This is a genomic window from Azospirillum sp. UFLA03-27 (assembly GCF_059803775.1).
The window spans coordinates 1-24,628 of the sequence record NZ_JAUQTX010000044.1 but is presented as its reverse complement, the minus strand read 5'-3'; the positions used below and the strand labels follow the sequence as shown (position 1 = coordinate 24,628).

General features: G+C 67.2%; 23 protein-coding genes and 2 pseudogenes. 12 read left to right on the top strand and 13 right to left on the bottom strand.

Annotated elements, in window-relative coordinates; all coding sequences use genetic code 11:
• Window positions 1-8 precede the first annotated feature (8 nt).
• The 4 genes from Q4I23_RS09500 (at window position 9) to Q4I23_RS09485 (ending at window position 8,229) form a co-directional block, all read left to right on the top strand.
• Window positions 9-1,487, top strand: a complete 1,479-nt coding sequence (locus Q4I23_RS09500) for a ComEC/Rec2 family competence protein (RefSeq protein WP_498526054.1) — start codon at window positions 9-11, stop codon at window positions 1,485-1,487.
• 221 nt (window positions 1,488-1,708) lie between these two features.
• Window positions 1,709-2,611: a hypothetical protein gene (locus Q4I23_RS09495; RefSeq protein WP_498526053.1), complete on the top strand. Its 903-nt coding sequence runs from the start codon at window positions 1,709-1,711 to the stop codon at window positions 2,609-2,611.
• A 325-nt stretch (window positions 2,612-2,936) separates the two neighbouring features.
• Window positions 2,937-5,786, top strand: coding sequence for a P-loop NTPase fold protein (locus tag Q4I23_RS09490; RefSeq protein WP_498526052.1), 2,850 nt, complete (start codon window positions 2,937-2,939; stop codon window positions 5,784-5,786).
• 16 nt (window positions 5,787-5,802) lie between these two features.
• The gene (locus tag Q4I23_RS09485; RefSeq protein ID WP_498526051.1) at window positions 5,803-8,229 is read left to right on the top strand and encodes a hypothetical protein; all 2,427 of its coding nucleotides are present in this window, start codon (window positions 5,803-5,805) and stop codon (window positions 8,227-8,229) included.
• A gap of 653 nt (window positions 8,230-8,882) precedes the next feature.
• Here the strand turns inward: Q4I23_RS09485 and Q4I23_RS09480 are convergent.
• The gene (locus tag Q4I23_RS09480) at window positions 8,883-9,971 is read right to left on the bottom strand and encodes an IS5 family transposase (protein WP_498526050.1); all 1,089 of its coding nucleotides are present in this window, start codon (window positions 9,969-9,971) and stop codon (window positions 8,883-8,885) included.
• Between the two features lie 158 nt (window positions 9,972-10,129).
• Between Q4I23_RS09480 and Q4I23_RS09475 the strand changes: the two genes are divergently transcribed.
• The 3 genes from Q4I23_RS09475 to Q4I23_RS09465 all read left to right on the top strand — a co-directional run bounded on the left by Q4I23_RS09475 (window position 10,130) and on the right by Q4I23_RS09465 (window position 11,079).
• Window positions 10,130-10,393: a hypothetical protein gene (locus Q4I23_RS09475; RefSeq protein ID WP_498526049.1), complete on the top strand. Its 264-nt coding sequence runs from the start codon at window positions 10,130-10,132 to the stop codon at window positions 10,391-10,393.
• A gap of 178 nt (window positions 10,394-10,571) precedes the next feature.
• Window positions 10,572-10,745 (top strand): hypothetical protein, encoded by a 174-nt coding sequence (locus Q4I23_RS09470; protein ID WP_454019636.1) that lies wholly within the window; start codon window positions 10,572-10,574, stop codon window positions 10,743-10,745.
• Between the two features lie 148 nt (window positions 10,746-10,893).
• Window positions 10,894-11,079: a hypothetical protein gene (locus Q4I23_RS09465; protein ID WP_498526048.1), complete on the top strand. Its 186-nt coding sequence runs from the start codon at window positions 10,894-10,896 to the stop codon at window positions 11,077-11,079.
• A 120-nt stretch (window positions 11,080-11,199) separates the two neighbouring features.
• Here Q4I23_RS09465 and Q4I23_RS09460 read toward each other — a convergent pair whose 3' ends face one another.
• Together Q4I23_RS09460 and Q4I23_RS09455 are read right to left on the bottom strand one after the other, a co-directional pair.
• Window positions 11,200-12,261: a Cj0069 family protein gene (locus Q4I23_RS09460; RefSeq protein WP_498526047.1), complete on the bottom strand. Its 1,062-nt coding sequence runs from the start codon at window positions 12,259-12,261 to the stop codon at window positions 11,200-11,202.
• A gap of 103 nt (window positions 12,262-12,364) precedes the next feature.
• Complete coding sequence (locus tag Q4I23_RS09455; RefSeq protein WP_498526046.1) at window positions 12,365-13,306, bottom strand: Fe-Mn family superoxide dismutase; 942 nt, start codon at window positions 13,304-13,306, stop codon at window positions 12,365-12,367.
• Window positions 13,307-13,418: 112 nt separating this feature from the next.
• Here Q4I23_RS09455 and Q4I23_RS09450 point away from each other — a divergent pair, with 112 nt between their 5' ends.
• Window positions 13,419-14,435, top strand: coding sequence for a chromate resistance protein ChrB domain-containing protein (locus Q4I23_RS09450; RefSeq protein ID WP_498526045.1), 1,017 nt, complete (start codon window positions 13,419-13,421; stop codon window positions 14,433-14,435).
• Complete coding sequence (locus Q4I23_RS09445; protein ID WP_498526044.1) at window positions 14,432-14,656, top strand: chromate transporter; 225 nt, start codon at window positions 14,432-14,434, stop codon at window positions 14,654-14,656. Before Q4I23_RS09450 ends, Q4I23_RS09445 begins: the two co-directional genes overlap by 4 nt.
• Here the strand turns inward: Q4I23_RS09445 and Q4I23_RS09440 are convergent.
• The 8 genes from Q4I23_RS09440 to Q4I23_RS09405 are packed head-to-tail and all read right to left on the bottom strand — an operon-like array spanning window position 14,638 to window position 21,614.
• Window positions 14,638-15,180, bottom strand: coding sequence for a transposase (locus tag Q4I23_RS09440; RefSeq protein WP_498526043.1), 543 nt, complete (start codon window positions 15,178-15,180; stop codon window positions 14,638-14,640). The two genes, Q4I23_RS09445 and Q4I23_RS09440, sit on opposite strands and share 19 nt — an antisense overlap.
• Window positions 15,181-15,210: 30 nt before the next feature.
• On the bottom strand, window positions 15,211-16,170 hold the full coding sequence (locus tag Q4I23_RS09435; protein WP_498526042.1) for a ribokinase: 960 nt from the start codon (window positions 16,168-16,170) through the stop codon (window positions 15,211-15,213).
• Window positions 16,171-16,202: 32 nt separating this feature from the next.
• Window positions 16,203-16,679, bottom strand: a complete 477-nt coding sequence (rpiB, locus tag Q4I23_RS09430) for a ribose 5-phosphate isomerase B (RefSeq protein ID WP_454019628.1) — start codon at window positions 16,677-16,679, stop codon at window positions 16,203-16,205.
• 27 nt (window positions 16,680-16,706) lie between these two features.
• Complete coding sequence (locus Q4I23_RS09425; RefSeq protein WP_498526041.1) at window positions 16,707-17,501, bottom strand: FadR/GntR family transcriptional regulator; 795 nt, start codon at window positions 17,499-17,501, stop codon at window positions 16,707-16,709.
• Window positions 17,502-17,521: 20 nt separating this feature from the next.
• A complete protein-coding gene (locus tag Q4I23_RS09420; RefSeq protein WP_498526040.1) occupies window positions 17,522-18,805 on the bottom strand; it encodes a TRAP transporter large permease in 1,284 nt (427 codons plus the stop codon).
• Between the two features lie 4 nt (window positions 18,806-18,809).
• Window positions 18,810-19,346: a TRAP transporter small permease gene (locus tag Q4I23_RS09415; protein ID WP_498526039.1), complete on the bottom strand. Its 537-nt coding sequence runs from the start codon at window positions 19,344-19,346 to the stop codon at window positions 18,810-18,812.
• A gap of 59 nt (window positions 19,347-19,405) precedes the next feature.
• Window positions 19,406-20,410 (bottom strand): TRAP transporter substrate-binding protein, encoded by a 1,005-nt coding sequence (locus Q4I23_RS09410; RefSeq protein WP_498526038.1) that lies wholly within the window; start codon window positions 20,408-20,410, stop codon window positions 19,406-19,408.
• 40 nt (window positions 20,411-20,450) lie between these two features.
• Entirely contained in the window at window positions 20,451-21,614 is a 1,164-nt protein-coding gene (locus tag Q4I23_RS09405) for an ADP-ribosylglycohydrolase family protein (RefSeq protein ID WP_454019623.1), read from the bottom strand.
• Window positions 21,615-22,007: 393 nt separating this feature from the next.
• Between Q4I23_RS09405 and Q4I23_RS09400 the strand changes: the two are divergent.
• The 3 genes and pseudogenes from Q4I23_RS09400 to Q4I23_RS09390 all read left to right on the top strand — a co-directional run.
• Window positions 22,008-22,514, top strand: a pseudogene (locus Q4I23_RS09400) (transposase family protein); the annotation flags it as partial.
• Between the two features lie 221 nt (window positions 22,515-22,735).
• Window positions 22,736-22,957: pseudogene (locus tag Q4I23_RS09395) on the top strand (TauD/TfdA family dioxygenase); the annotation flags it as partial.
• 107 nt (window positions 22,958-23,064) lie between these two features.
• Window positions 23,065-23,247 carry a TOBE domain-containing protein gene (locus Q4I23_RS09390; protein ID WP_498526037.1) on the top strand — a complete coding sequence of 61 codons (183 nt, stop codon included), beginning with the start codon at window positions 23,065-23,067 and terminating at the stop codon, window positions 23,245-23,247.
• Window positions 23,248-23,268: 21 nt separating this feature from the next.
• Here Q4I23_RS09390 and Q4I23_RS09385 read toward each other — a convergent pair whose 3' ends face one another.
• On the bottom strand, window positions 23,269-24,042 hold the full coding sequence (locus tag Q4I23_RS09385) for an ABC transporter ATP-binding protein (protein WP_454019621.1): 774 nt from the start codon (window positions 24,040-24,042) through the stop codon (window positions 23,269-23,271).
• Window positions 24,043-24,046: 4 nt separating this feature from the next.
• On the bottom strand, window positions 24,047-24,628 hold a 582-nt coding region (locus Q4I23_RS09380), incomplete at its 5' end, for an ABC transporter permease (protein WP_498526036.1).

Below are 24,628 nucleotides of genomic sequence, written 5' to 3'. Positions count from 1 at the left end.
AGAAGCCGATGGCCAAGACCAAAGCCCGTCGAGCCGCAGGCGAAGGCTCCACGGTCACACCGGCGCCCATCACCGGCGCCGATGTCTTCCGTGCGAAAATCCGCATGTATCGCCATGGGCTCGGCGATTGCTTCCTGATCACGCTGCCACGGACGACGGCGAAGGATGGCCGGGATCGGGCGTTCATCATGATCGATTGCGGGCTCATCCTCGGCACGGACGGCGCGGCCAACAAGATGAAGGAGGTGGTCGCCGACATCAACGCGACGACCGGTGGTGTCGTCGATCTTCTCGTCGTGACCCACGAGCACTGGGACCACGTGTCCGGCTTCGTTCAGGCGCGGGAGGAGCTCGACCGGATCCGCTTTGAAAACGTCTGGTTCGGCTGGACCGAGGACCCGGACGATCCCACCGCCAAGGAGCTCGTCGCCCGGCGGAGCGCGGCGGTCAAGGCCCTCGTCGACAGCAGCGTCCGGCTGCGCGCCTTCGGCGCCGACGGCGTCGCCAGAAGCGTCGACAACCTCCTCGGCTTCTTTGGTGAGGACCCGGCGTCGGGATACGTTTTCGGCGCGGCGGGCGGACACTCTACGCGGTCGGCGCTCGACGCGGCGCGCGCACTCGGAAGGAGACCGGGCGCGACGCTTCGCTACTGCAGGCCGGCGCAAGCCCCGGAGGTTCTGAAGGGGACCCAAGCGCGGCTCTACGTCCTTGGTCCGCCGGAGGACAAGCGGTTGTTGAGGACGTCGCGGCCGTCGAAGCGCGAGCCGGAGACCTACGGCCTGGACGAGACGACCGACGTGGACGAACTGAGTGCCCTGTTCCTGGACGAGGCGGTGCGCGATCCCGTGGCCGACGACACCGGTATTCCGTTCGGGCCGCAGTCCGCCATTCCCTATGACGAGGCTCGCAAGCTGCCCTTCTTCGCCGAACGCTATTGGGGCAACGCTGAGGACGGGGGAACCTGGCGGCGAATCGATGACGACTGGGTGGGCGCTGCGGCCGACTTCGCACTGCGTTTGGACAACGATACGAACAACACCAGCCTTGTGCTCGCCATCGAGCTCGACGACGGCGACGTGCTGCTGTTCGCCGCAGACGCGCAGGTGGGTAACTGGCTCTCGTGGCAGAATCGAGAGTGGTCCGTGAACGGGCGAACGGTCACGGGACCCGATCTGCTGAAGCGGACGGTGTTCTACAAGGTCGGTCATCACGGCAGCCACAACGCCACCCTGCGCCAGAAGGGACTTGAGGAAATGGTGAACCTGCGGCTGGCGATGATTCCGGTCGACCAGGAGATGGCGCGCAAGAAGAATTGGGAGCGCATGCCGCTGCCCGAGTTGATCACGGCGCTGATAGCCAAAACCGGAGGGCATGTCGTGCGCTCCGACGCACCCGCGCCCTCCGGGTTGGGGACCGACCTCCGGGCAATGGGGCACCTGTATTACGAGTACACGCTCGGGAAAGCCGAGCAGGGCAGGGACGGCTGAGCCGCGCGCCAGCGTGGAGACGGGGCGGCCGGTGTCTCCGGGAAAGCCGGCTCCGCGAGGCTGACGCGGGGACGTCGGGCTCGTCTCCGCTCTGACGGCGACGAGCCCGGGCCAAAAGACCGGCGAGGGAGCGGTGGCGATACGATTGCGCCGGCGATCGGTCCATCGCCCCGCGGAGGCGGCCCAGGAAAGGCCGTGGTCCGTCGTCACGGGAGGAAGACATGACGGTCGAGGAGTGCCGCAATCTGGTCTGGGCCGTTGTCCGAAACCTGTCTCGGGTAACCGGCGGTTCTGTGCTCGACGGCGCGATCCAGGAGCTTGCGAGGCTTGCCGCCAAGACGGGAGGAGCCGGCTTCCCCGCGCCGGTCGAGCCGTCCGAGGACGAACGCAACGACGTCGACAAGCGGGGGCTGATCAGCGCCTGCCAGACCGCGGCGCAGGCGGCGCTCATGGAGCCGCCGACCGCCGTCGATCATGTGTTCATGTGGACGGCGGTGCTTCTCTCTGGTTTCCTCGTGCTCTCGCTCTGGAACATCGGCCTTCACGAGGACCAGCAGGTCCTGAGCCGGACGGATGTGCCGGCGGCCGCCATGTTTCCGAAGTGCCAATGGGTGCTGTGGGCGCTGCTGTTTCTCGTTGGCGGGACACTGTTCGCCAGCAGCTTCATCCTTCAGTCGAAACGCGACAGGGATTTGCCCGGCCCCGCCGCACCACCCACCCCCGGCGTCCGCCCGGGCCAGGAAACCACGATCGGCCAGCTTGACGCCCGGCTGACCCCGTTCGCGGCGGGAATGGTCGACCTGTTTACGGGCGAGGATGCGAGCAACCGCAACGTCATCGACATCTCCCGCGTCCGGCACTTCGTGACCACGCTGCTTTTGCTCGTAGCGTACGCGCTATACCTCGTCCAGGCCGTTCACCGGATCACCGGATCACCGGATCACCGGATCACCGGATCACCGGCGTCGTCGTCGTCGCCGTGCTCAGCGATCCCGGCCGGGCGTCTTTCGCGGCCATGCCGCCCATCGACGAGACCTTCTTCGGGCTGCTCGCCTTCAGCCACGCCGGCTATCTCGGCTTCAAAGCGATGGCGAGCTTCGAGGGCGCCGGCGGCCCGGCCCTAAGGCCCTCGATCCTGGACGATGCCTCCCACACCGCCTGAAGGAGTGAGGCCGGCCATGTCGGTCATTGCCGCGCATCCCGGTTCCAGCGGGCCGCCGCTACCAGTCGCCGCTCCTCCGACAGCCGACGGCGGCCGGGCGTGGGTGGCTCGGTCGTCCGGGCCGCCGTTGTGCTCATTTCGGGCGTTTCCCGACCGTCCTCCCATCACGGTCAGGGGGGCGGCGCTGAAGACGGTGGCGGTCGGGACTTTTTGCCGTGGGGTTTGTCGCGCGAGCGTTCGGGATCTGGGCGTGGCGACGAAACGACTGATCGAAACGGGGGATACCGATGGATGGAGACAAGCGACCGGCCCGCGTGTTGATCGATCTGACCAAGCGGTTGGACGTTCGAGAATTGAAGGACAAGAGTGAACTCATTCAGCAGCAGGCGCTCGTCTCGCTCGCGGACCTGATCTCTCGACGCCTGGGCGAACTCGACGCGATGGACCGGCGTGCGCCCTCGCCGGAGGACGTCGACGCCGACGGCAGCAACATCCTGTTTGACCGACGCCATGACACCATCGTCATCCATGGCAGCCGCGGCAGCGGCAAGACGACGTTCATTCGCAACGCTTTCCGGCTGTTTCGTACGGACCCGTTCTACAGCGTCACCATCGGGAGGAAAGTGGCGCCGCTGGGGGTGGTCGATCCGACGCTGATCGAGAACAAGGAAAACTTGTTCGTCGTCATTCTGAACAAGATCAAACGGGCGGTCGAACGGAAGCGTCAGGCGTACGGTGATTGGCAGCCGACCGGTGAGGATTTCAACACCTGGCAGGAAAAGCTGCGGAGCCTTGCGCATGGACTTTCCCTGCTGGATCACATCGGCCCGGACAGGCCGCTCGGCGACGCATGGGACGATGTCCAATACGTGCTTCGCAAGGGTTTGGAAAAGGCCAATGCAGGATCGGACCTGGAAACCAAGTTCCACGACTTCATCGATTGCAGTCTTGCCTATTTGGGAAAGCAGGTGTTCCTCATGGCGCTGGACGACATCGATACGGATTTCCGGCGTGGCTGGCCCGTTCTTGAACTGCTGCGCCGCTACCTGACCTCGCCCCGGTTCATCGTCGTTCTGTCCGGCGATATGGACCTGTACACGCTCCTCGTGCGCGGCAAGCAGTGGGACCAGTTCTCGGAGCGCCAGCTGCACCACGACGAGAGCCAGGAGAAGGGCCTTCTGGACATGGTGAACCACCTCCAGGGTCAGTACATGCTCAAGGTCCTTCCCCCTAAGAACCGCATTTCGCTGCGCACGTTGGACAGCATGGAGGATGTGAACGTCGTGCCGCCGGATGGGAGGGAGGCGGTGCCGCTCAACGACTACATGCACGCGCTGGTCCGCAACGGCCTGGGGCTGCGTGGCAGTGTCCGGCGCCGCACCACGGCTTTGCTGCTCCGCCAGCCGATGCGCACCGTTCTGCAGGTGCTGTCGCATTTCCGGGAAACCCCGGGGAACGCAACGCTGGAATCGAGAGTCCCCTGGCTCGCTCTGGTCGACAGCCTTCCGTCGATCTTTCTCGATTCTCTGTTGCGCCACAACACCTCGCTCGACGAGCTGCGGCTGGCAACCGCCAGCCGGACGATCGGCTTCGTCGCCAAGTTCCTCACCGAGAATGAGCTGTGGGACAACGCCCACACCCTCGTTCCGGAGCACACCGATGACGACCGCAATCTCGTGCTGATGACGATCAGTGCCTGGCTGCGCGGGCAGTTCCTCGACCGCCCCGGGCTTGCCCTCGACTACATGCTGCGAATCTGCTTCGGACACGAGCTGCTGAGCAACCGCTTGCAGGGCTTGACCGTCGTCAACATCAACGACGAGGACGAGCCGTTGACGTTGACCGAGTTCGTCCGCTTCACGGAACTGGAGCGTTACGGCTCCAGCGTCGAAGTCATCCGCCGCCTCGTCGCCGTCATCAACGGCGACGAGGCTTCGGGAGTCCGGCTGGGCACGGTGCAGACTTACAAGCGCGACGCCAAGTTACGCAGCGACACCGTCGCGCTTCTGTACGGCAAGGACGTTCCGGAGCGCGGCATCACCTTCGTCACCTACGCGCCCACGGACGGCAACCCGTTGCAGCCGTTCTACGGGAAAATCCGCGACGCCTTTGCACGAGAGCGGTTCGGTGAGGGTCCTGTCCTGATCGGCAACTGGTACAACACCATTGACAGCTTGCAGGCGCGTCTGACCTCGGAAGCGATGAAGGCGATGGTCGGCCTGCCCGTCTGCCGCATTCTCAAACCCAATGGCGAGCGGCCCACCTTCGTGTCGGTGCACGGCATCATCGCGGCCCTGTCCGAGATTCTGCGGCGATCTCGAGCGGGTGGGGCGAGGGATGTCGTGCGGGCGCTCCGGGATTCGTCCCTCATACGGGCCTATCCGGTGCCACCCTGGGTGTCCAAAACTCCGTACGACCCTACCATATGGCAGCCGGAGGAGCGCGACCCTTTCGAGGACGAGCCGGAGATGCGGCCCATCGGCAGCGACCCTCTCGTCGCGCGGATCATGCTGTGGATCACTCAGCAGCCCGGCAACCTCCCGATCCTTCCGCCCTATGTCCTAGCGCGCGCCTGGGGGCGTTTCTATTTCACCCTCACCGGCATCGATGACGGCATCGACAAAAAAGACCGCTTCCTTGGGTGTCTCCTGCACCGGCAGATCGTCGCCTTCCTGAATTCCGTGCTGGTCGAGGAACTGACCTATCTCAGAAACGACCGGGTAATTCTGAAAAACCCGATCACCGCCGACAACATCTTCGTGTCCAATCTGCAGCATGCGGATCAAGCACGCTTCTTCTCGTACATCTTCGCATGCCCGCTCTGGTCTGTTTACCTGGATCCGGACAGCCCCGTCGGAAAGCAGCAGCGCCGGCTGGCGTTTCGGGAAGAGAATCCTGAGGCCCTGACGGTGACGTACGACGTCCGCCAGATCAGCCAGCATGATTCCAGGCGCGACCGTCCCCTCGATGACCGGCGGGTTGTCGTTGCGTTTCCGAACCTCTTTCCGCTTTTCAATTCCGTTCCCGTCGTCGGGGTGGTGGCGAAGAGCGATCCCGAGCCGCCGGAGCCACGCCCCAAGGAGCGGCGCGCGCGCAGCCGAAGGGCGACGTCGGCGGACGTGGCGCCGCTGGGGTGAACGGGGGAGGGCGACCATGGAAACCCGCGTCATCCGGCAGCTCTTCAAAGACAGTGTGACGCTGCAGGATTACCTGTCGGAGACGATGCCGTCGGTGGGGACGGTCAAACGGCGCGCGCTCGTCCTTGAGCGCATGGTCGATCATGACGTTCCCGACCACGTCTACCGCAATTGGCGAGACGGGCTAGTCGGCCAGCAGATGGACCTCTGGAGTGTGCTGCGCCGTGCACTCGGCTTGTACGCAGACCGATACATCCGGTTCTGCGGAGACCGCTGCTTTATCGACTTCGAACGGTTCGGGGACTGGCAGCACGAACTCGCCCGCCTGTCGCCGCTGCCCATCATCGCTTTCGCGATTCGTCAGCGGTTCGGTGCCCCGGCACCGGGGATTATGGACATCGAGGCGTTCGCGCGGCGGTATCTTCGACCATTCGAGCACACGGTCCTGATCACACCGATGTGCCAGCCGGTCGATGATCTGATCGCGCGCAAGGGGCTGTACGAAACGCACCTGCATCTCAACGGCAGTACCGAAGTCGACACGGTCTGGCAGGACGCCCTGTCGAGCGTCGATCTGTTCGCGGCGCAGCTCGCGAACGCCATACCCGACGACGACCCCGCGCCGGGCAGCCCGAACGAAATGGTCCGCGAACTGTACGATCAACTGGGAATGCGTGGCGGAGCGACGGACGTGGCGAGGCACCTTCTGGTGGCGCGCCGCTTGAGATTGGCCATGGCCCTCAGGGTGTTCGACCGCCCGGGCCTCCGGCCACCGCCAAAGCTGTCGGCCTTGCTCGCGGCGTTCACCGTAATGGATTTCGAGGAGAGCCGCGACAACGACCGACATCCGCTCGAGGCCCACATCGGCGGCGCCGTCCGCGGACGGTTGGCGCAGGAAATCCTGTTCTTCATTCTCGTGTATGACTTGTTGGAGCGCAAGGCGGACGAACAGCTGGCTCGAGCCCTCCATATCTACCTGCTGATTCTGAACGCCACCTTCGTTCCGCTGTGCGTTCACCAAGCCGAGCAGAGGGGGTTCGAGCAGTTCCAGAAATTCACCTTCAACGGCGTCCGCTGGCTTTCCGAAGCGAACTACACGGCGCGTTTCCACCAGCTTGCCCACAGCGTCGCGGGCGACATTTCGTTCATCGAGGGCCGCTTCGCACCGGCGGCCGACGCCGCGGGTTTGAAAAAGTCCATCCGCGCCGTCCTGGGCGGCTACTACCGCTATTTGCGCGAGGCGAAACTGTGCGAGAGGGTGCCGGACGGCGTCGATCTCATGGCGGAGGACGACGCACCGCGCCCGAGGCGTATGGACCTCCGGCTGACGGTCCACTTCATCAAGCAGAACGAACTGGCACGGATCGATCAGGGGGGCACGTGTCGATTCAGCCAGCTGCGGCTGGACATTGCCTGCCGCTGGCGACACCTGCGCGCCGCGCTCGACGATCTTCCGCGGGTCCGCCGTTACGTCACCGGCATCGACGCGGCGGCCAACGAGCTGCATACGCCCCCCGAGGTGTTCGCGCCGGTTTATCGCGCCGCGCGCCGCGCTGGGCTGGTCCACTTCACCTATCACGCGGGCGAGGACTTTGAGCATCTGATCTCCGGCATCCGCGCTGTGTACGAAGCCGTAACGTACCTCGACCTGCGTGACGGCAACCGGCTCGGCCACGGCACCGCTGTGGGGATTCCGCCGAATCTCTGGCTTGAGCGGACTCCCTCGACGCTGCGCCTGCGTCGGGGAGACCGGTTGGACGACCTGGTGTTCGCCTACGGCTTGCTGCTTGACGAGCCCCAGGCGCTTGGTGTTTTAGGGCGGCTGCAGGACGACATTCAGCGCCTGGCCCGCCTGGTCTATGGAGAGGAGTTGGACTGTCACACTCTGTGGGTGGCTTGGCAACTGCGCGGCCTCGATCCCCTGCGACTGGGGGACGCCGAGGATCCGATGTGGACGAGCCTGGCCGACGACGAAACGGACGAATGGAACAGGCTGCGTCGGAAGCGTGCGAAGACGCTGGCGGCGTACAATCTTTTTCGCCGTTATCATCAGCCGGACGTGGTCGAACGGAGCCGCGTGTTCGAACGGCAGAACGCGGCCGTCTTGGAAGCGTCCCTTCTCCGCATCCTTCAAGAACGCGTCCTCGCGGAAATCGCACGCCGTCGCGTCGTCCTGGAGACATTGCCCACCAGCAACGTGCGGATTTCCTTCTACAAGGACTTTTCGGAACACCACGTGTTCCGGTGGCTCGGGCTGGGCGGGGATGGGCACCAGCCAGCCGTCAGCGTCGGCAGCGACGACCCCGGCATTTTCGCGTGCAGCCTCCGTGGCGAGTTCATGCACCTCTATCGCGAGCTCGTCAAACAGACGGGTTGTGAACGGGAGGCGCTCGCTCGCCTCGAGCATTTGAACGACGTGGGGCGGGTCTATCGGTTTGCATGATGGGGTCCGGCCGGCCACCCATCTCGGTTTGCAAGTGGAGGCCGCACCAAGGGCGCGGTCTGTGCGCGACAGGGAGGCTCGGCGCGTCCTGCGGGCGATCGAGGTGTTCGTCCATCGCCGCGCTCCCATGCGTGCCGCTGGAAAGGGTAGGGCACACTTGGCCGCCTTTGGTTCTGTTCAAGGCACCGTCGCTGTCGGTCTGGTGCGACCTGTCGACTTCCAAACTGGCCGAGACCCGAGGTCTCCGCGCCTGTCCGGGTCAGCCGCGCGTCGGGCCGGTCGATGACCCGTCCGCGGCGGGCGGAGCGTCGTGGCCCTCAATGGCCCGTTCATGAACACCACCGTGGTCAAGCCGATGGATGTCGACAACCTGCGGCCCGTCCACGAGAGGACCCTCGCACGTCCACGGGGCCACGGCGCCGGCGTACCTCTTGCCGCCATTCTTCGCGTGTTCTTGCCACCGTCACGCCGAGGGATTGGGGGCCTCGTATGTCTCAGGGAGTGACGCTCTCCATCCGTTGAACACCTCGATAAACCGCCCCTAAGCGCGCGTTGATGTCGATGAGGGGGCACGCGGCTGGAAAGGCGGCGTTTTTTAGGGGATGAACTCTCGATTTTAGCTGAAAAGGCGGAAATATGCGGCGGTTTTGGCGCTATACGGGCGCAGTTCGCCCCTCAAGCCAGATCAGGCGTCGGAAATTGTAGGCGAGGTTGGCGAGGCCGATCTTCACCGTCGCGCGACCCAGGCCGATGGTGCGGATGAACAGCCCCATGCGCGCCTTTTGGTCGGCGAACACATGCTCGACGGCCGAGCGCACCGCCGAGCGGGCGCGGTTGGCATGCTGGTGGGGCTCCGGCATCGGCCGGCCCTTCGGCTTGCGGAAATGCACCATGCTGCGGCGCCCCGCCGCCGTGATGGCCGCTTCGTTGGCCTTGGAGCGGTAGGCGCTGTCCGCCCATACCTGGCTGTCGAAAGCGTCCGGGTTGAGCAGGCCCGGCAACTGCGCGCCGTCGTGCCGCGCCGCGTCGGTGACGATGAAGCGCCGGATCAGGCGGAACCGGCGGTCGATGGTGATATGCGACTTGTCGCCGAACGCCGGGATCAGAAGTCCCTCCACCATGCGCGCCTCGGACCCATCGAGCGTCGGTCCCGGCTTCGCCTTGACCCGCCCCCGCTTCACCGTCCAGCGCGCCTGCGTGTCCTTCTGGCGCGCCTTGGCCGGCGGCCAGGGCGGGTCTTCACCGTCACGGATCTGGCGCTTTTCCTCCCGCGTCAGCCGCTGCCGGGGCGCCTCCACGATGGAGGCGTCGATGATCTGGCCACCCAGCGCGAAGTAGCCACGCTCCGTCAGAGCCGCGTCGAAGCGGGCGAACAGCCCCTCCATCGCTCCCGCCGTCACCAGCGCCTCGCGGAACAGCCAGATCGTCGTGCGGTCCGGAACCCGGTCGCCCAACCCCAGCCCGAGGAACCGCATGAACGACAGCCGGTCGCGCACCTGATACTCGGCCTGTTCGTCCGACAGCCCGTACAGCACCTGCAGCACCAGGATCTGGAACATCATCACCGCGTCCAGCGGCCGCCGCCCGCCCCGGGAGCGATCCTTGCGCCCCAAGGCCGCGTCCAGCGGCGGGCGGAAAACCTCGAAATCCACCACCGACGACAGTCGCTCGAGTGGATCACCGCTCTTGCTCAGCTCGGTGTAGCGGTCCTGAAGATCGAACAGCCCAGCTTGACCGGCCATGTTCCGTCCTCCTTCGCCCTCAAGCCAAGGGAATCACCAGAACGCCGGCAACGCTACGGTTTTTCGAGGTGTCCAAAGGCGGCGTGCGCCTCGCACTCGCCGACGGGGCGCGCCTAGACCTCTCCTACGGCAGGGTCGCAAGCGGCGGACGTGGCATCGTGTTCAAGGTCGACGAGCTCGGCTTGTCGCGCGGCGGGCTCGACCTCAATGCCAAGGTGGATCGCGATACTCCGGTGCAGCTCGCCGGCGTAGACATGCCGTTCCGCTTCGACAGTGGTGGGCTATCGATCAAGCGCAGTGAGATCCAGGCCTTCTCGATCAAGGGAGCCGGGCAGCTGCCGCCTGAGCTGGTCGGTGAGGCGAACGCTACGATCTCGATCGGCTCGTTCAGATTCCGGCATCCTCGTGATCCTTCCTTGTGATGCGAGCTCGTGCTCAAGCAACCGTTCGGACTTGCAAAGATGGTTGGCCGCCTTCAAGCTTTCACTCGGCTTCGGAGCCTCGGGCGCGACGGGGTCGGTCAACCCGGACGACAGGTTGTCACCAGCCGTCCAGGGTTAAATATGGACTGGGCCTGTCATACAAGGGCGCACACGGTCGATGCGCGGCTTCCAGCAGCCGAACAGCGCCCACCGCTTCTGCCGCGCTCATGATGAAGTGCGCAACTTCCTGCGGCCGGCGACCAAGCGCAAGCAGCACGTCCCGGTGGCACACCGACGGGCGATCCATGTCCAGAGGGTCGCCGCGCTGCGCGATATGCTCGCCGTCGCCTAACAAAAGCCGTGCTGGTGGACGGCTCCGCTGCGCCTACTCGCTGGCTTGGCGCGAGACCTGACGGAACCCTCCGCCGCGCCTTTGCCGAGGCCGGGGTGGATGCGGGAGCCATCCCGACCGACGCCGGCGATGAAGCGGAGGATGCGGCATGTTCACGGTGAGCGAGGACGAGCGCGCGGCAATCTGCCGGGCCTATGAGGAAGGCGGCGAATGGGTGGCCGTTTCGGAACTGCGCCGCTACTTTTCCAACGAGGACAATCAGAGTGCTCTGTACGCCGTGCGCAGCATCGTCCGTTGGCGGCCCGCCTCCCTGTCACTGCCACGTCAGCTGTAGGAGGTTCTGGTCGGTAAGCTCTGCCTCATAAACCCGCCTTGCCCTACGCACCATCCGGGAGCAGGGCAAGGCCGGCTGGACGAAGCGCGAGCACAGGCTGATCGTCGCCGCCGGAAACTGTCAGAGCCTCTGGACGCGCCGTTGCGTTCGAAATAGGGCGATACTCGCGTCGACGACCTTGGCGATCACCGGGACCGCGGTCAGGGGGAATGGGACGACGCAGCTGACGTTGATCTCGCACAGCACATAGCTGTCCTCTCGGTCCGACGTTTTCGGGCCATAGAGGAAATCGGCGTCCCACAGGACCGGCAGGTCCTCCGTGACGATGCCGAGCAGCCCTTGCAGGCCCGGCGTCCAGTCCTCTTCCATGCGCCGCCGCAACGCCCGGAACTGCGGCGCCGTCTCCCGGTGCATGGTCTTCTCACGCGCCATGCCGAAGGTCGGCGCCATGGCCGGCTCGACGGATCGGCTCCTGGGAAACTGTTCCGAGAAGCCGACCACCCTGTCCCGGCACATGTAGCAGCGCACCAACCCTTTTCCGACCCGGGGCTGGAATGCTTGGTCGATGATGCGCCCGGCTCCGCCGAGATAAGCCTCGCAACGACCTATGAAGTCGCCGAGACGCAGGCCAGTCTCGGGTGTGTCGCTGCGCGCCTCGAGCACGGTCACGAGCGCCCGCGGGCCGATCGCCGCCCGAGGGTCGGACAGCGCGACCTTCCAAACACCCTGGCTGCCGTTGCCGCGGTTCTGCTTCAGCACCCGGACGCCGTCGCCCGCCAGCCGCGCCGGGAACAGGCTCCGGAAAGCCTCGGCGGTCTCGTAGCACTGGGTGTCGGTCCCCCACCCGAGGCTCCGGGTCCGGACCAGGACCTCCTTCACGCCCATCTTCAGGATGACGTCGGGATGGGCGCTTACCCAGACGCCCTGTTCGGAGACCTCCCTCAACACCGAATCCAGCAGCACCCGGTCCTGCCCGTTGGTCAGGGGATCCACCCAGACGAGCACGCCATCACAGCGGAGAAGGCGAGCCCGCGTTTGCTCGACCGCCTCTTCCGACCACGGAACCTCGACGACGGCGATCCCGCGCGCGGCCAGGGCGTCCGAGATCGGTTCAAGGCGCGGGTGGCGGGCTGGTGCTGTGGCGGGATCGCCCCGCCACAGCATGGAGACAGTAGTCGTCATCGGCTCCTCTCCCCAGGCTGGGTCTCCGGGCGGAGCACCAGGATGGCGGTATCCGACCCCAGCCATCCGGCACGGGCCGCCACGAACATCCTTGTGCGACGGGTCAGGATTTGGGCATCGTCGGCGCCCCCATGGCGCGCCAAGCCGCGATGCCCCCGGCGAGGGTGCGGGCAGGCACACCACGGCGCCGAAGGTCGGCGACCGCATCCTGGCTCACCTGGAAGCCGTACACGCAGTAGACCAGCACCTCGCGATCCTTGGGCACCCCATCGGCCCACTCCGCGATGCGGCGGGCGTCGTGATGAACCGCCATCGGGAGCATATCCGGGGAACGCGCCAAGTCCTCGTCCCAGCAGACGTCCAGAACGAGGATTTCACCGCCCTCGATGGCCCGCCGGGCTTCTCCAACGCTCATCGACGGAACCTCGGTGGTGGACGGCAACGCCAGGCGGGGTCCCTCCACGGCGCGGCGGTAGCGTCCCTCGACGCGCTCCCAGGCGATGTTGCTCATGAAGGCGTCGACGTAGGCGGCGACCTTGGCGCCGAAGTCGAGGTGGTAGGCATGCTCGTACAGATCGAGCGCCAGCACCACGCGGCCGTCGGCGAGCGTGTGGGTGTGGTCGGCCGCCCAGACGTTCCGCAGCCGACCGTCCCGCTCCGACAGCGTCAGCAGCACCCAGCCTGACCCGCCGGCGAGCGCCTTGCCCGTTGCGGCGAACTCCCGCCGCCACCGTTCCACCGACCCAAAGTCCCGCTCAAACGCGGTGGCGAGATCGCTTGTGGCATCGCCGGCCCCACCGAGGCTGTCGAAGTACGCCTCATGCAGGATCATCGAGTTCGCGGCGATCAGTTCCTCGCGTTTCAGACCGTTGATCACAAAGGCCGGCGCCGTGGCCCAGTCGAGCCGGGCGAGGTCGTTCTCGATGGCGTTCAGGCGGCGGACGGCCCCGCCGTAGTTGTTCTCGTAGTGGCTGGCCAGCAGGCGTTCGGACAGGCCGTTCAGCCGCGGTGGCTTGAACGGCAGCGGTGCGGCCTCGTAGGGCATGGCACATCTCCTGTGCACGCGCCGGAGCATCCGGCGCCACGCGAACCGTACTCCGGCGTCAGATTATGATACAAGTGTTGCATAGTTCATATCTCCGAGATACAGGTAGCCGATGAACGATGCGACCACCACCTCGGACGCCCGGTACGCTTGGTTGCTGATGGCCCACCAGCTGCCGCCGAAGCCCGCCTATTTCCGTGTGAAGGTCTGGCGCCGCCTCCAGGGGCTCGGTGCGGTGGCCATCAAGAACTCGCTCTACGCGCTGCCGGCCGGTGAGCAGGCCCGAGAGGACTTCCAGTGGCTGCTGCGCGAGATCACCGAGGGCGGCGGTGAGGCGGCGGTGTTCGAGGCGCGTTTCGTCGATGGCCTTACCGATCCGGAGGTGCGGGCGCTGTTCGACAAGGCCCGCGACGCCGACTACGAGGCGCTCGCCGCCGACGCCCGCGAACTGGCCGAGGGGCTCGCCGCCGACCCGGACTCGTGGAGCGCGCGCAAGGGCGACGTCCGGACTCAAGCGACCCGCCTGCGGCGCCGGCTGGCGGAGATCGTCGCCATCGACTTCTTCGGCGCGGGCGGGCGGGAAACGGCGGAGGGGCTGCTCGCCGGGATCGAGACCCGGCTCGCCGTGGCCGAACGCGACCCGGACCAGGAGGACACGATCATGGCCACCAAGGACGTTGGGAACCTGAAGGGGCGGACCTGGGTGACCCGCCGGGGCGTGCAGGTGGACCGCATCGCCTCGGCGTGGCTGATCCGGCGCTCCATCGACCCGCAAGCCCGCTTCAAGTTCGTGCCGGACAAGGGCTACGCGCCGGAGCTTGGCGAGTTGCGCTTCGACATGTTCGAGGCCGAGTACACGCACGAGGGCGACCAGTGCACCTTCGAGGTGCTGCTGGCGAAGCTCGTGCCGCCGGACCGCGCGCTCCAGGCGATCGCCGAGATCGTCCACGACATCGACCTGAAGGACGGCAAGTTCCAGCGCGAGGAGGCGGCCGGGATTCGGACGCTGCTCTCCGGCATCGCCGCGGCGACCGACGACGACGAACGCCGCCTGGAGCGCGGTGGCGCCCTGTTCGAGGATCTTTACGAACACTTCCGCAAAACGCGCGATCGAGAAGACGCTCGATGAGCGAACAGGCCATCGTGGATACAGCCGTATCCATGCAGAAGAACGGCGGGCATGGGGTGAGCCTCGGCGAGGCCACGCGGGTGTGGGCGCGGATCGCGGCGCTCAGCTTCGGCGGGCCGGCGGGGCAGATCGCGGTGATGCACCGCATCCTGGTGGACGAGAAGCGCTGGATCGGGGAGGAGCGGTTCCTCCACGCGCTGAACTACTGCATGCTGCAGTAGGGGCTCGTGGAGCCATGTTTTTCGACCAGCCACTCGTCGGGTCTGCTGAGCTTGCGACCGCTGCGGTCGACCAGCAGGTGCAGCGGGCCAGCGGTCAGCGGACGTGGCATGATGACCAGAGTCTGGACCCGGCGGCTCAGGGTTGTGTGATCAGGCACCGGCAGGTCCAACCGCAACAGCTGTATCAGCGAGCCGATCAGCCCTTCGGTCTGGCGGAACGCCAAGTGGAAGAGCGCCCGCAGCGTCAACGCCGTCTCGATCGCCAGACCCGAGTAGCGCGGCTGTCTGCCGCACGTGGTCCGCGGGGCGGTACGCCATGCCTGAACGGCCTCCTCGCTGAACCTCAGGCTGCCACGCTGGCGCAGACTGGCCTCATAGGCCGCCCATTGGTCGTGCGGTACTTGGCGCGGGGGAACTGGTGGCGGTGGGACGCGTGGTGTTTGAACGGCATCGGTCGACTGTAGGCGCAGGATCAACGGGTTCCGGCTTCTACGCCGATCCGTAAGCCGCCGCCAATTCCCCATCCATGTACCACGCTGGCTTGGCTCACGGCGTCACTTCGCGCCGCCCGGTTCGATCGGCGGTTCCACGACCGGAGGCATGTTCGCCAGCGCCCTCCGGATCAGGTCGGCATGCGGCATGCTGTCCTGGGCGCCGCGGCCGCAGCACGCCAGGGCGGCGGCCGCCGCGGCCCAGCGGAGGGCCTGGGGCAACGGTACGCCCGCGTCGAGCGCGGCGGTCAGCGCACCCGTGAAGGTGTCGCCGGCGCCGGTGGTGTCGACCACCATGACCGGCAGTGCGCCAACCGCCCACGTTCGCCCGTTGTCGCACGCCAGCACGCCGCGTCCGCCGAGGGTCAGGATGCAAACGACGTGCAGCGCGCCCGCCAGGCGGCGGCACAGCATGGCAGCGTCCGCCACCGCGCCTCCGTCCACGCTGGACGCGAGGGCCGCCGCCTCCAGCTCGTTGACCACGAGGATGTCGACCGTCTCGCGCACCGCCGCGACCAGTTCGGGCGTCGGCGCCGGAGCAGGGGCCAGGTTGAGCACCGTGCGCATGCCGGCGGCTCGGGCCCGCCGCAGCACCGCCCAGGTCTCCTCGGCCGGCACCTCCATCTGCGTCACCAGCAGGCCGCCCTGCGCGAGTGCGGAGTTGGGCACGTCGGTGGCGCAGACCTCGAGATTGGCGCCGCTGGCGACCGCGATGGCATTCTCTCCCGCCGGGTCGACGGCGATCATGGCGCAGCCGGTCGGTGCCTCGGCATTCCCGACCCCGTCGTCGGGAATGCCATTGGCCGCGAGATTGGCCCGCAGTGCCTGCCCGAAGCTGTCCGCCCCGACGCGTCCGAACAGGCGCACCGTTCCCCCAGCGCGCGCGGCGGCGACGGCCTGGTTGTTGCCCTTGCCGCCCGGCTGCACGAGGTAGGACGGGCACAGTACCGTCTCGCCCGGCCGCGGCAGCGCCGGCACGGTCATGACGAGGTCCATGTTGAGGGACCCGAACACAACGATCACGATGGCCTCCCCGGCAGCGCGTGGCCGCGGCGTCAGACGCCGGCGGCGCGGGCCTTGTCCATGTCGTGCAGCTTGGCGACGCGCCGCACATGGTCGTCCGTGGCGTCGAAGCGCGCGGCGATGAAGGCATTGACCAAGTCCTCTGCCAACCAGGGGCCGACGATCTGGGCGCCGATGCACATGACGTTGACGTCGTCGTGCTCGACGCTCTGGTGGGCCGAGTGCACGTCGTGGCACACCGCCGCGCGGATGCCGGCGACCTTGTTGGCGGCGATGGAGGCGCCGACGCCGGTGCCGCAAACCAGCATGCCGCGGTCGGCGCGCCCGTCCGCCACCTGGCGGCACACCTGCCCGGTGATGTCGGGAAAATCGACCGGCCGCTCGTCGTAGCTGCCGACGTCGGTGACCGTGCAGCCGAGCTTCTCCAGAAGGGCGGTCACGCGGCCCTTGAGCGGGAAGCCCGCGTGGTCGGAGCCGATGACGATGCGCATGGGGGCAGAGGCTGGCATGGTGGTCTCTCTCCGTTTGTGGGTCCGCTATTGGCCGGCGGCCGCGATCGGCGAACCGCCCAGCACCTGCCGGACGGCCTGTTCCTGGGCGAGCAGGAAATGCTCGCGCATTTCCGCCTCGGCGCGATCGGGATCGCGCTGAACTATGGCCTCGACGATCCGCCGGTGTGCCTGGCTCAGCTTGGCGCTGTAGTCTGCCTGCCCGATCACCGCGGCGCGGCGCTCAACGTGGCTGCGGCGCAGCAACGTGCCGATCGCTTCGTGGATAAACACCAGCACCTCGTTGTGGCTGGCGCGCAGGATCGCCTCGTGAAACCTGAAGTCCGCCTCGGCGCCGGTCTCCAGATCGTCCACCGTGTCGAGGACGCGCTGCAGCGCCGCTTGGACGCGCCGCAGATCCTCGGCCTCGGCGCGCAGACAGGCGAGACGGACGGCGTGGCACTCGATGGCGACGCGGGCTTCGAGCACGTGGTCGTAGACCGTCGGCTGCATCGCCAGCACCACCCCAAAGAAATCCTGCAGGATGCGCAAGTCGGGAGAGCGGACGAAGGTGCCCTGGCCCGGCCGGATCTCGATAACCCCCAGCAGCGCCATGGCGCGCATCGCCTCGCGCAGGCTGGCGCGGCTGACGCCCAGGCGCTGCGACAGCTCGCGCTCCGACAGCAGGCGGTCAGACGGCTTCAGCTCCCCATTGGCGAGCTGGCGCTTGAAAAACTGGAAGATTTCCTCGAATACCTGCGCCTCGCTGGGCGCGACGATCGACGCCTCTGTCGTGATGCGTCCCTTGCGCTCCATGATGACTCCCTGCCTTTCCCTTGCCATGGCGCCCGTCCCCCGCGCAGTCAGTAGCCGGCCAGGCGCGGCAGCCAGAGGACCATTTCGGGTAGCAGTGCCAGCAGAAGTGTGCCACCGATCAGAACCGCAAGGAACGGCAGGATGGCACGCGAGGTGTCCTCGACGGTGGTCTTGGCGATGCTGGAGGTGACGAACAGGGCGACGCCGACCGGCGGCGTGCAGACGCCGAGCGTCAGCGTGACGCAGACAATCACTCCGAAGAACAGCGGGTCGATGCCCAGCGCGGCGGCCATGGGCGCCAGCACCGGCGTCAGGATGATCAGCGCCGAGATGGCGTCGACGAAGGTGCCGATGAACAGCAGAAGCAGCACGACACCGACCATCAGCACCCATGGGCTGCCGATTCCGGCCAGCAGGGTCTCGGCGATGGTCGTGGGCACCCGCTCGAAAGCCATGATCCAACTGAAGACCGAGGCGGCGGTCATCACCAGCATGACGACGCCAGTGACCGCAGCCGTGCTCAGCAGGATGTCGGGCAGGTCGCGCAGGCCGATCTCGCGGTAGACGAACTTCGACACCAGCAGTGCGTAGGCGGCGCCGACCGCCCCCGATTCCGTCGGCGTCATGATGCCGCCGAGGATGCCGCCCATGATCAGGATCGGGGTCAGCAGCGCCGGCACGGCGTCCTTGGCCGCCGCCAGGACCTGTGGCAGCGTCGCCCGCGCGTCGAGCGGAAAGCCGCGGCGCCGGGCGATCAGGCTGATCACGACGGCGAGGCCGAGGCCGAGCAGGACACCGGGGACGTAGCCGGCGACGAACAGGCCGCCGACCGACACGCCGGCGATGCTGCCGTAGACAATGAAGGGAATGCTGGGCGGTACAATGGCACCCAGGCTGGACGATGCGGTCTCAACCGCCGCCGCCACTCCCGGCGGATAGCCCGTGCGCTTCATCGCCGGGATGGTGATGGCGCCCGTGCCGACGGCGTTCGCCACCGCCGAACCCGAGAAGCTGGCGAAGATCATGCTGGCGAACAGAGACACGATGCCCATGCCGCCGGCGAAATGGCCGACCAGCGCGCGGGCGAAGCCGACCAGCCGGCGCGAGATGCCGCCGGCGTTCATCAGCTCGCCCACCAGCACGAAGAAGGGGATGGCGGTCAGCGCAAAGGAATCCGCGCCCGCGTACATCTGCTGCGGGATGGCGTCGAGCGGCACCAGCGGCAGGAACAGCAGCAAATAGACCAGCGAGGCAAGGCCGAGCGCGAAGGCGATCTGCACCCGTCCCGCCAGGAACAGCCCGAACGCGGCGAAGAACACGGCCATGGACATCGGACTATTCCCCTTCCGAAACGGGCTTGTGGTGGGGCAGCGGCCCTTGCGCCGCCGCGCCGGTTCTGGCGGAGGCAGCCACCGACGCGATCAACTCGCGGAGCACCTCCAAGGCCATCAGCGCGGCGGCGACGGGCACGGCGAGGTAGCCCCAGGCGGCCGAGATGCCGAGGATCGGCGTGGCCCGCCCGAAGTCGAGCGTCGTCATCACCAAGCGGTAGCCGGCCCAGGCGACCACGCACAGAAAGACGAGGACGCAGAGCTGGCCGAGCAGCACGACCGCAGCCCGGCTCGCCGCCGGCAAGCGCTCGGCGACCACATCGATGGCCATGTGCGCCTTGCGCCGGAGCGCCACCCAGGACCCCAGGAAGACCACCCACACGAACAGCAGCCGGCTCACCTCCTCCGCCCACAGCAGGCCGACCTCCAGCGCATAGCGGGCGAAGACGTTGGCGGTGACGAGCGTCACCAGGACCGCGGTGAGCAGCCATGTGGCGTGTTCGACGCCCCTGGCGACGACGGAGTAGAGCTTGCTGAACATGACTCCTCCCTGCCCGGCGGGCGGGGCCCTTTCCCCAGGTCGGGGAAAGGGCCGGTCCTTCACTTCGCGGCGTTCTGCACAAGGTCGTACAGCTCGCGGCTGAAGGCCTTCCCGACATAGGTCTCGTGGATAACCTTCGCCTCCTTGCGGAAGAGGGCGAGGTCGGGCCGGGTCACCGTGACGCCCTGGTCCGCCATTTTCCGGGTCAGTTCGTCGGACAGCTTGGCGGCGTGATCGCGCTGGAAGGCCATCGCCTCGGTCGCCGCCGACTGCACGGCCTTCTGCTGCTCGGCCGGGAGGGAGTTGAACAGGCGGTCGTTCATCACCAGCACGGTGAAGGACAGCAGGTGGTCGGTCATCGACATGTGCTTCTGCACCTCGTAGAGGCGCGCTGGGTAGATGTTGATGACGGCGTTCTCCTGCCCGTCGATGGTGCCCTGCTGGAGCGCCGTGTAGACCTCGCCGTAGGGCATGGCGACGGGGATGCCGCCGAAGGCGTTGGTCACCGCGAGGTTCACCGGGCTTTGCGGGCTGCGGATCTTCAGGCCCTTGAGATCCTCCGGTTTCTCGATCGACCGCTTGCTGTTGGTGTAGACGCGCGCACCGTTGTTGCCCCAGGCCAGCACCTTCAGGCCCTTCTTCTTGAGCGCCGCCGCCAATTCCTCGCCCAGCTTGCCGTCGAGCAGCTTCAGCGCCTGATCGTGGCTTTGGAACAGGTACGGCATGCTGAGGATGGTGGTTTCCGGCGCGAACTGGGCCAGCGGGTCGTGGCCGATCATCGTCGCCTCGATGGTGCCCGTCTGGACATTTTGAATGACCTCGGTCTCCTGGCCGAGCTGACCGCCCGGGAAGACCTCTCCCTTCAGCTTGCCGCCGGTCTTCTCGGCCAGCAGCTCGGCGAAGCGCTTGGCGCCGATATCGAAGTGGCTGCCGGCGGCGCAGCAGTGCGGAATGCGGATGGTGGACTGCGCCTGCGCCGGCGCAGCGCCCATGCCGGCGGCGGCGATCAGGCCGAAGGCGGCGCCGAGCAACGCGCGGCGCAGGCGGTTGGTGGACTTTGTCATGGCGTTCCCTCCCCAGGGATTGGTTGCGTTCGGTTATCGGCTACTCGGCGGCACGCGCGGTGCCGGGCGCCGTGGTGCCGCCGAGCTGTTCCAGCTCGTCGACCTGCCGGCGCAACTCGGTGGCGCTGGCGAGCAGGGCGCGCATCAAACCCTCGGCGGTCTCGCGCATGGAGAGCTTCTGCATGGTGTAGGCGTTGCCGTCGATGGCGCTCTGCACCGTCTGCACCCATTCCGCCGGAACGCCGTCGATGCCCTTGAAGGCGCCGCAGATGGAACCCAGCATGCCGCCGATGCAGTCGGTGTCGCGGCCCAGGTTGGTGGCGCCGATCATGCCCTGGCGCACGTCGCCCTTGGTGATCCAGAACAGCGCCAGGACCTCCGCCGCCGTCTCCACCGCGTCGGCATAGGGGTAGGTCGGCATGAAGTGCTGGCGGATGGGCTCACGGAGTTCGCGAATGTCCGGGTGCTTGGCGGCGATCTCCAGTGCTTGGTCGAGGATCTGGCGGGTGTGCAGCGAGACATTGGCGCGCGCCGCCTCGATCACCGAATCCACCGTGGCGCCGGGGCGAAACGCTTCGGCCGTCGCCGCGGCGATCACCTTCGAGCCCTCGATGCCGCCGCTGCCCGCCGGCTGCATGAGCAGGCAGATCTCCTCGGTGTCCTGCGCGGCCTGACGCGGGTTGCCGGCGTTGATGATGCCAACCGGGCCGATCATGTGGGCGGCGTCGACCAACCCCGGCCACGGCGTCATCCCGCCGATCAGACGCGGGTTGATGCGCGTGTTCTCGTCGCCGGCGGACAGCCGGTCGTAGTGGATCACAATGTGTGGATTGACCAGGCGGCCGATGTGCTCACGCTTGATTTCGCGGCGCCATATGGCCGCCAGATCATCGACGGTGATGCGCCCGCCCTTCTCGATCATCGCCAGCGCCAGCAGATAACGGATCTCGGCGCCGTCCTCGGTCATGCCCGGGGCCATGTCCATATGGCGGTAGAGCAGTGGCGGGCTGTTGTTCCAGTAGCGGACCTCACGCTCCTTCTGGACCCAGGGGAGCAGATCCTCCACCCAGCCGAAATGCTCCTCGACGGCCTTCCAGCCGCCGCCGGGAACGCTGACCCATTCCACCGCCGCGCCGATAGCCGAGCCGATGTTGGAGGCGGCTACGGATCCGAAAACCTTCTTGAAGAGCGGAGTATCCTGCACGTCTGTGCTCCCTACGTGGTCAGACCGCGGTATGAGCGTGTCCAGACAAGACTGAGCACGGGAGTGGCATTTGTCAACCAGCCGAATTGTTTGTATTGCGTTCATTCGGCGCATGGTGCAGGGGACGGGCGCAATCGCTGTCCAGACGTTGAGGGGGCTGGGAACGTCTGCTGCCATGCCAGCGTGGTGCGTGTATGGGGGATTGGCGGGGTTGGCCCGAAAAGTCTGCTTCGGTGGGCTGCGGGGATCCTGCAACCGAGGCATAGTCAGGCCGCTGGACTGGATTGGAGCATGACGGTGTAACCAAGAGCACCCAGACGCCGGATGAGGCGCCGAGCTATTCGATGCTTGTGTCGGCGATCCAGGTAATCAGCACCGAGTTCCTGAAAGCCAACCGCTCGCGCTCGCGCCGCTGCGGCGGCCTGCTCGGTGTGTCGGCGTCCTTCGCGCCGCGATCACAGTCGTTACAGTCGCCGCCTCGGCGACCTGCCGTGGCAGGGCCGGGTCGGCCAACTCGACCTTCAGGTTCGCCGGTTCCGTTGCGCCGCTGTCGAGTGCCCGCGCCGCATCTTCGCCGAACGTCTGCCGGCCGTCGCCTTGCCGAAGGTTCGGCGGACCGTCCGGCTGTCGGAGGCGCAACGGCGCATCGACCTCAGCGCCGGCGGCGAGGCCGGTGCCCGCTTGGCGGCTTGCCTGGCCATGCCGGTCAGCGGTGACACGTTGTTGCGCCTGATCCGGGCGGTTCCTCTGCCGGCGCTGCCGACGCCGCGCGTCATCGGCATCGACGACTGGTCCTGGCGGCGCGGTCAGCGCTACGGCACGATCATCGTCGATCTGGAACGCAACCGTCCCATCGACCTGCTGCCCGACCGCCACGCGGAGACGGTGGCGGCATGGTTGGTGGTGAAGACCGACCGCAAGGACGCCCTCGGCATCGCCTAACTGCTGCGCGTGGGCTGGTTCCGGCCAGTGCACCGCAAGTCCACCGAGCCCAGGAGATCCGCGCCCAGCTGGTCGGGCGCAAGCTGCTGTAAGCCAAGCTGCGTGATGTCGAGTTCTCCATCCGCCGCATCCTGCGCGGCTTTGCGCTCAAGGTCGGTGAGGTCAGCGAGGGCCGCTTTGTGTGCCCGGGTGCGACCTATGCCGAACCGCCCGAGCCGCTGCGTGACTTGGCCGACAAGCTGCGGGCGATCCACACCAACCAGTGCGATTACGTGGGCGACCGCGGAAACAGCCGCGAAGACGGGCTGAAGCGCTTCAACGAGGTCTTCACCTCGACCGTCTACGAGACGGAGCATCCGCTGGTGTCCGTGCATCCGGTGACCGGCGAGCGCACGCTGCTGGTCGGCCATTTCCTGCAGCGTCTGGCCGGCTTCGGCACCTCCGATTCCAACCGCCTGATCGGCATCTCCTCATCGACCCGGAGGAGGGCGTCCCGCTTCACGTCGCGGTGGTCGAGCCGACCGGCTCCGAAACGCAGGTCGTGGGGCGGCTCGCCGGGCGACCCTTTGTTGGCGTCTTCCGCGAGCGCGTGGCCGCGCGGCCCGGCGACGTCCTGCCGCTGCGCCTGCCGGCGGCCTCCACCCATCTGTTCGACGCCGGCGAGGGGCGGAGGCTGACGTGGGCGCGTTGATCGGTTGATACGGAAACGCGGTCAGATGGCGGCGGCGGGGAACGCCTCCTCGCCGCTGATGCGATGGCGGAACGCCCGGCTGAGGTCGGCGAGCAGCCGGTGCTTCCAAACCTCGAACAACGGGTCGGCGCGATCGCGCGGGCGCGGCAGGGGCGGCGCCGCGACGGTCAGGACGCGGCCCGGACGGGGTTGCATCACCACGACGCGGTCGGCCAGGACGAGAGCCTCCTCGATGTCGTGGGTGACCAGGATCAGCGTCGGGCGATCGTAGGCCCACAGGCTCAGCAGATGGTCCTGCAGATCGTAGCGGGTCAGCGCGTCAAGCGCCGAGAAGGGCTCGTCGAGCAGCAGGACCGAAGGCCGCCCGACCAACGCGCGCGCCAGCGCCGCGCGCTGGGCCATGCCGCCGGACAGCTCACGCGGCCATGCCCCGGCAAAGTCGGCGAGGCCGACGCGCGCCAGCGCCTCAGCCGTACGGGCCTCCCGCTCCGCCTTCGGCAAGTGGCGGATGCCGAAGGCCACGTTGTCGCGGATGCGCAGCCAGGGCATCAGCCGCGGTTCCTGGAAGACGAAACCGATCTCGTCGCGCGGGCCGCGCACCGGCTGGCCGTTCAGCACGACCTCCCCGGCGGTCGGCGCTTCCAGCCCGGCGACCAGCCGCAGCAGCGTGCTCTTGCCGCAGCCGGAGCCGCCGACGACGCCGAGGATTTCCCCCGGCGCCACCTCCAGCCCGATTCCCTCCAGCGCCAGATGGCCGTTGGGGTAGCGCTTGCTCAACCCGTCGATGCGCAGCATCGGTTCAACCCTCCGGCTTGAAGGAATCCTGCCAGCGCAGGAGCGGGCGGGACAGGGCGGCCAGCAGACCGTCGGTCAGCTTGCCCAGCACAGCGAAGGCGACGATGGAGGCGAGGATGGTCGCCGGCTGGCCGGTCATCTGCCCGTCGGTCAGCAGGAAGCCCAGCCCCTCGCTGGCTCCCATGAACTCCGCCGCCACCACGAACATCCAGCCGAGCCCCAGCCCGGCGCGCAGTGCCAGCACATAGGCGGGCAGCGTCGCCGGCAACAGGATGCGCCACACCAGCGCCGGCCCCGACAGGCGGAAGATGCGCCCGACCTCCACCAGCTTGCGGTCCACGTCCAGGATGGCGCCGGACAGCGCCAGATAGATGGGAAAGAAGACCCCGACCGCGATCAGGATGACCTTCGAGGTCTCGAAGATGCCGAACCACAGGATGAACAGCGGCACCCAGGCGATCGACGGGATGGAGCGCAGCGCCTGCAGGGTGGGGTCGAGCAGGCGGCGCGCCCAGCTCAGATAGCCGGTGAGCGCCCCCAGCACCGTCCCCGCCAGCACCCCGAACAGGAAGCCCCTGTCTCTTAT

Coding starts and splice junctions, on each gene's coding strand:
- Q4I23_RS09460 (WP_498526047.1), bottom strand. CDS start 12,261: ATGACGACTACTGTCTCCATGCTGTGGCGGGGCGATCCCGCCACAGCA.
- Q4I23_RS09410 (WP_498526038.1), bottom strand. CDS start 20,410: ATGACAAAGTCCACCAACCGCCTGCGCCGCGCGTTGCTCGGCGCCGCC.
- rpiB (WP_454019628.1), bottom strand. CDS start 16,679: ATGCCAGCCTCTGCCCCCATGCGCATCGTCATCGGCTCCGACCACGCG.
- Q4I23_RS09425 (WP_498526041.1), bottom strand. CDS start 17,501: ATGGCAAGGGAAAGGCAGGGAGTCATCATGGAGCGCAAGGGACGCATC.
- Q4I23_RS09385 (WP_454019621.1), bottom strand. CDS start 24,042: ATGCTGCGCATCGACGGGTTGAGCAAGCGCTACCCCAACGGCCATCTG.
- Q4I23_RS09455 (WP_498526046.1), bottom strand. CDS start 13,306: ATGCCCTACGAGGCCGCACCGCTGCCGTTCAAGCCACCGCGGCTGAAC.
- Q4I23_RS09450 (WP_498526045.1), top strand. CDS start 13,419: ATGAACGATGCGACCACCACCTCGGACGCCCGGTACGCTTGGTTGCTG.
- Q4I23_RS09470 (WP_454019636.1), top strand. CDS start 10,572: ATGCGCGGCTTCCAGCAGCCGAACAGCGCCCACCGCTTCTGCCGCGCT.
- Q4I23_RS09465 (WP_498526048.1), top strand. CDS start 10,894: ATGTTCACGGTGAGCGAGGACGAGCGCGCGGCAATCTGCCGGGCCTAT.
- Q4I23_RS09490 (WP_498526052.1), top strand. CDS start 2,937: ATGGATGGAGACAAGCGACCGGCCCGCGTGTTGATCGATCTGACCAAG.
- Q4I23_RS09420 (WP_498526040.1), bottom strand. CDS start 18,805: ATGTCCATGGCCGTGTTCTTCGCCGCGTTCGGGCTGTTCCTGGCGGGA.
- Q4I23_RS09495 (WP_498526053.1), top strand. CDS start 1,709: ATGACGGTCGAGGAGTGCCGCAATCTGGTCTGGGCCGTTGTCCGAAAC.
- Q4I23_RS09480 (WP_498526050.1), bottom strand. CDS start 9,971: ATGGCCGGTCAAGCTGGGCTGTTCGATCTTCAGGACCGCTACACCGAG.
- Q4I23_RS09500 (WP_498526054.1), top strand. CDS start 9: ATGGCCAAGACCAAAGCCCGTCGAGCCGCAGGCGAAGGCTCCACGGTC.
- Q4I23_RS09415 (WP_498526039.1), bottom strand. CDS start 19,346: ATGTTCAGCAAGCTCTACTCCGTCGTCGCCAGGGGCGTCGAACACGCC.
- Q4I23_RS09445 (WP_498526044.1), top strand. CDS start 14,432: ATGAGCGAACAGGCCATCGTGGATACAGCCGTATCCATGCAGAAGAAC.
- Q4I23_RS09485 (WP_498526051.1), top strand. CDS start 5,803: ATGGAAACCCGCGTCATCCGGCAGCTCTTCAAAGACAGTGTGACGCTG.
- Q4I23_RS09440 (WP_498526043.1), bottom strand. CDS start 15,180: ATGGGGAATTGGCGGCGGCTTACGGATCGGCGTAGAAGCCGGAACCCG.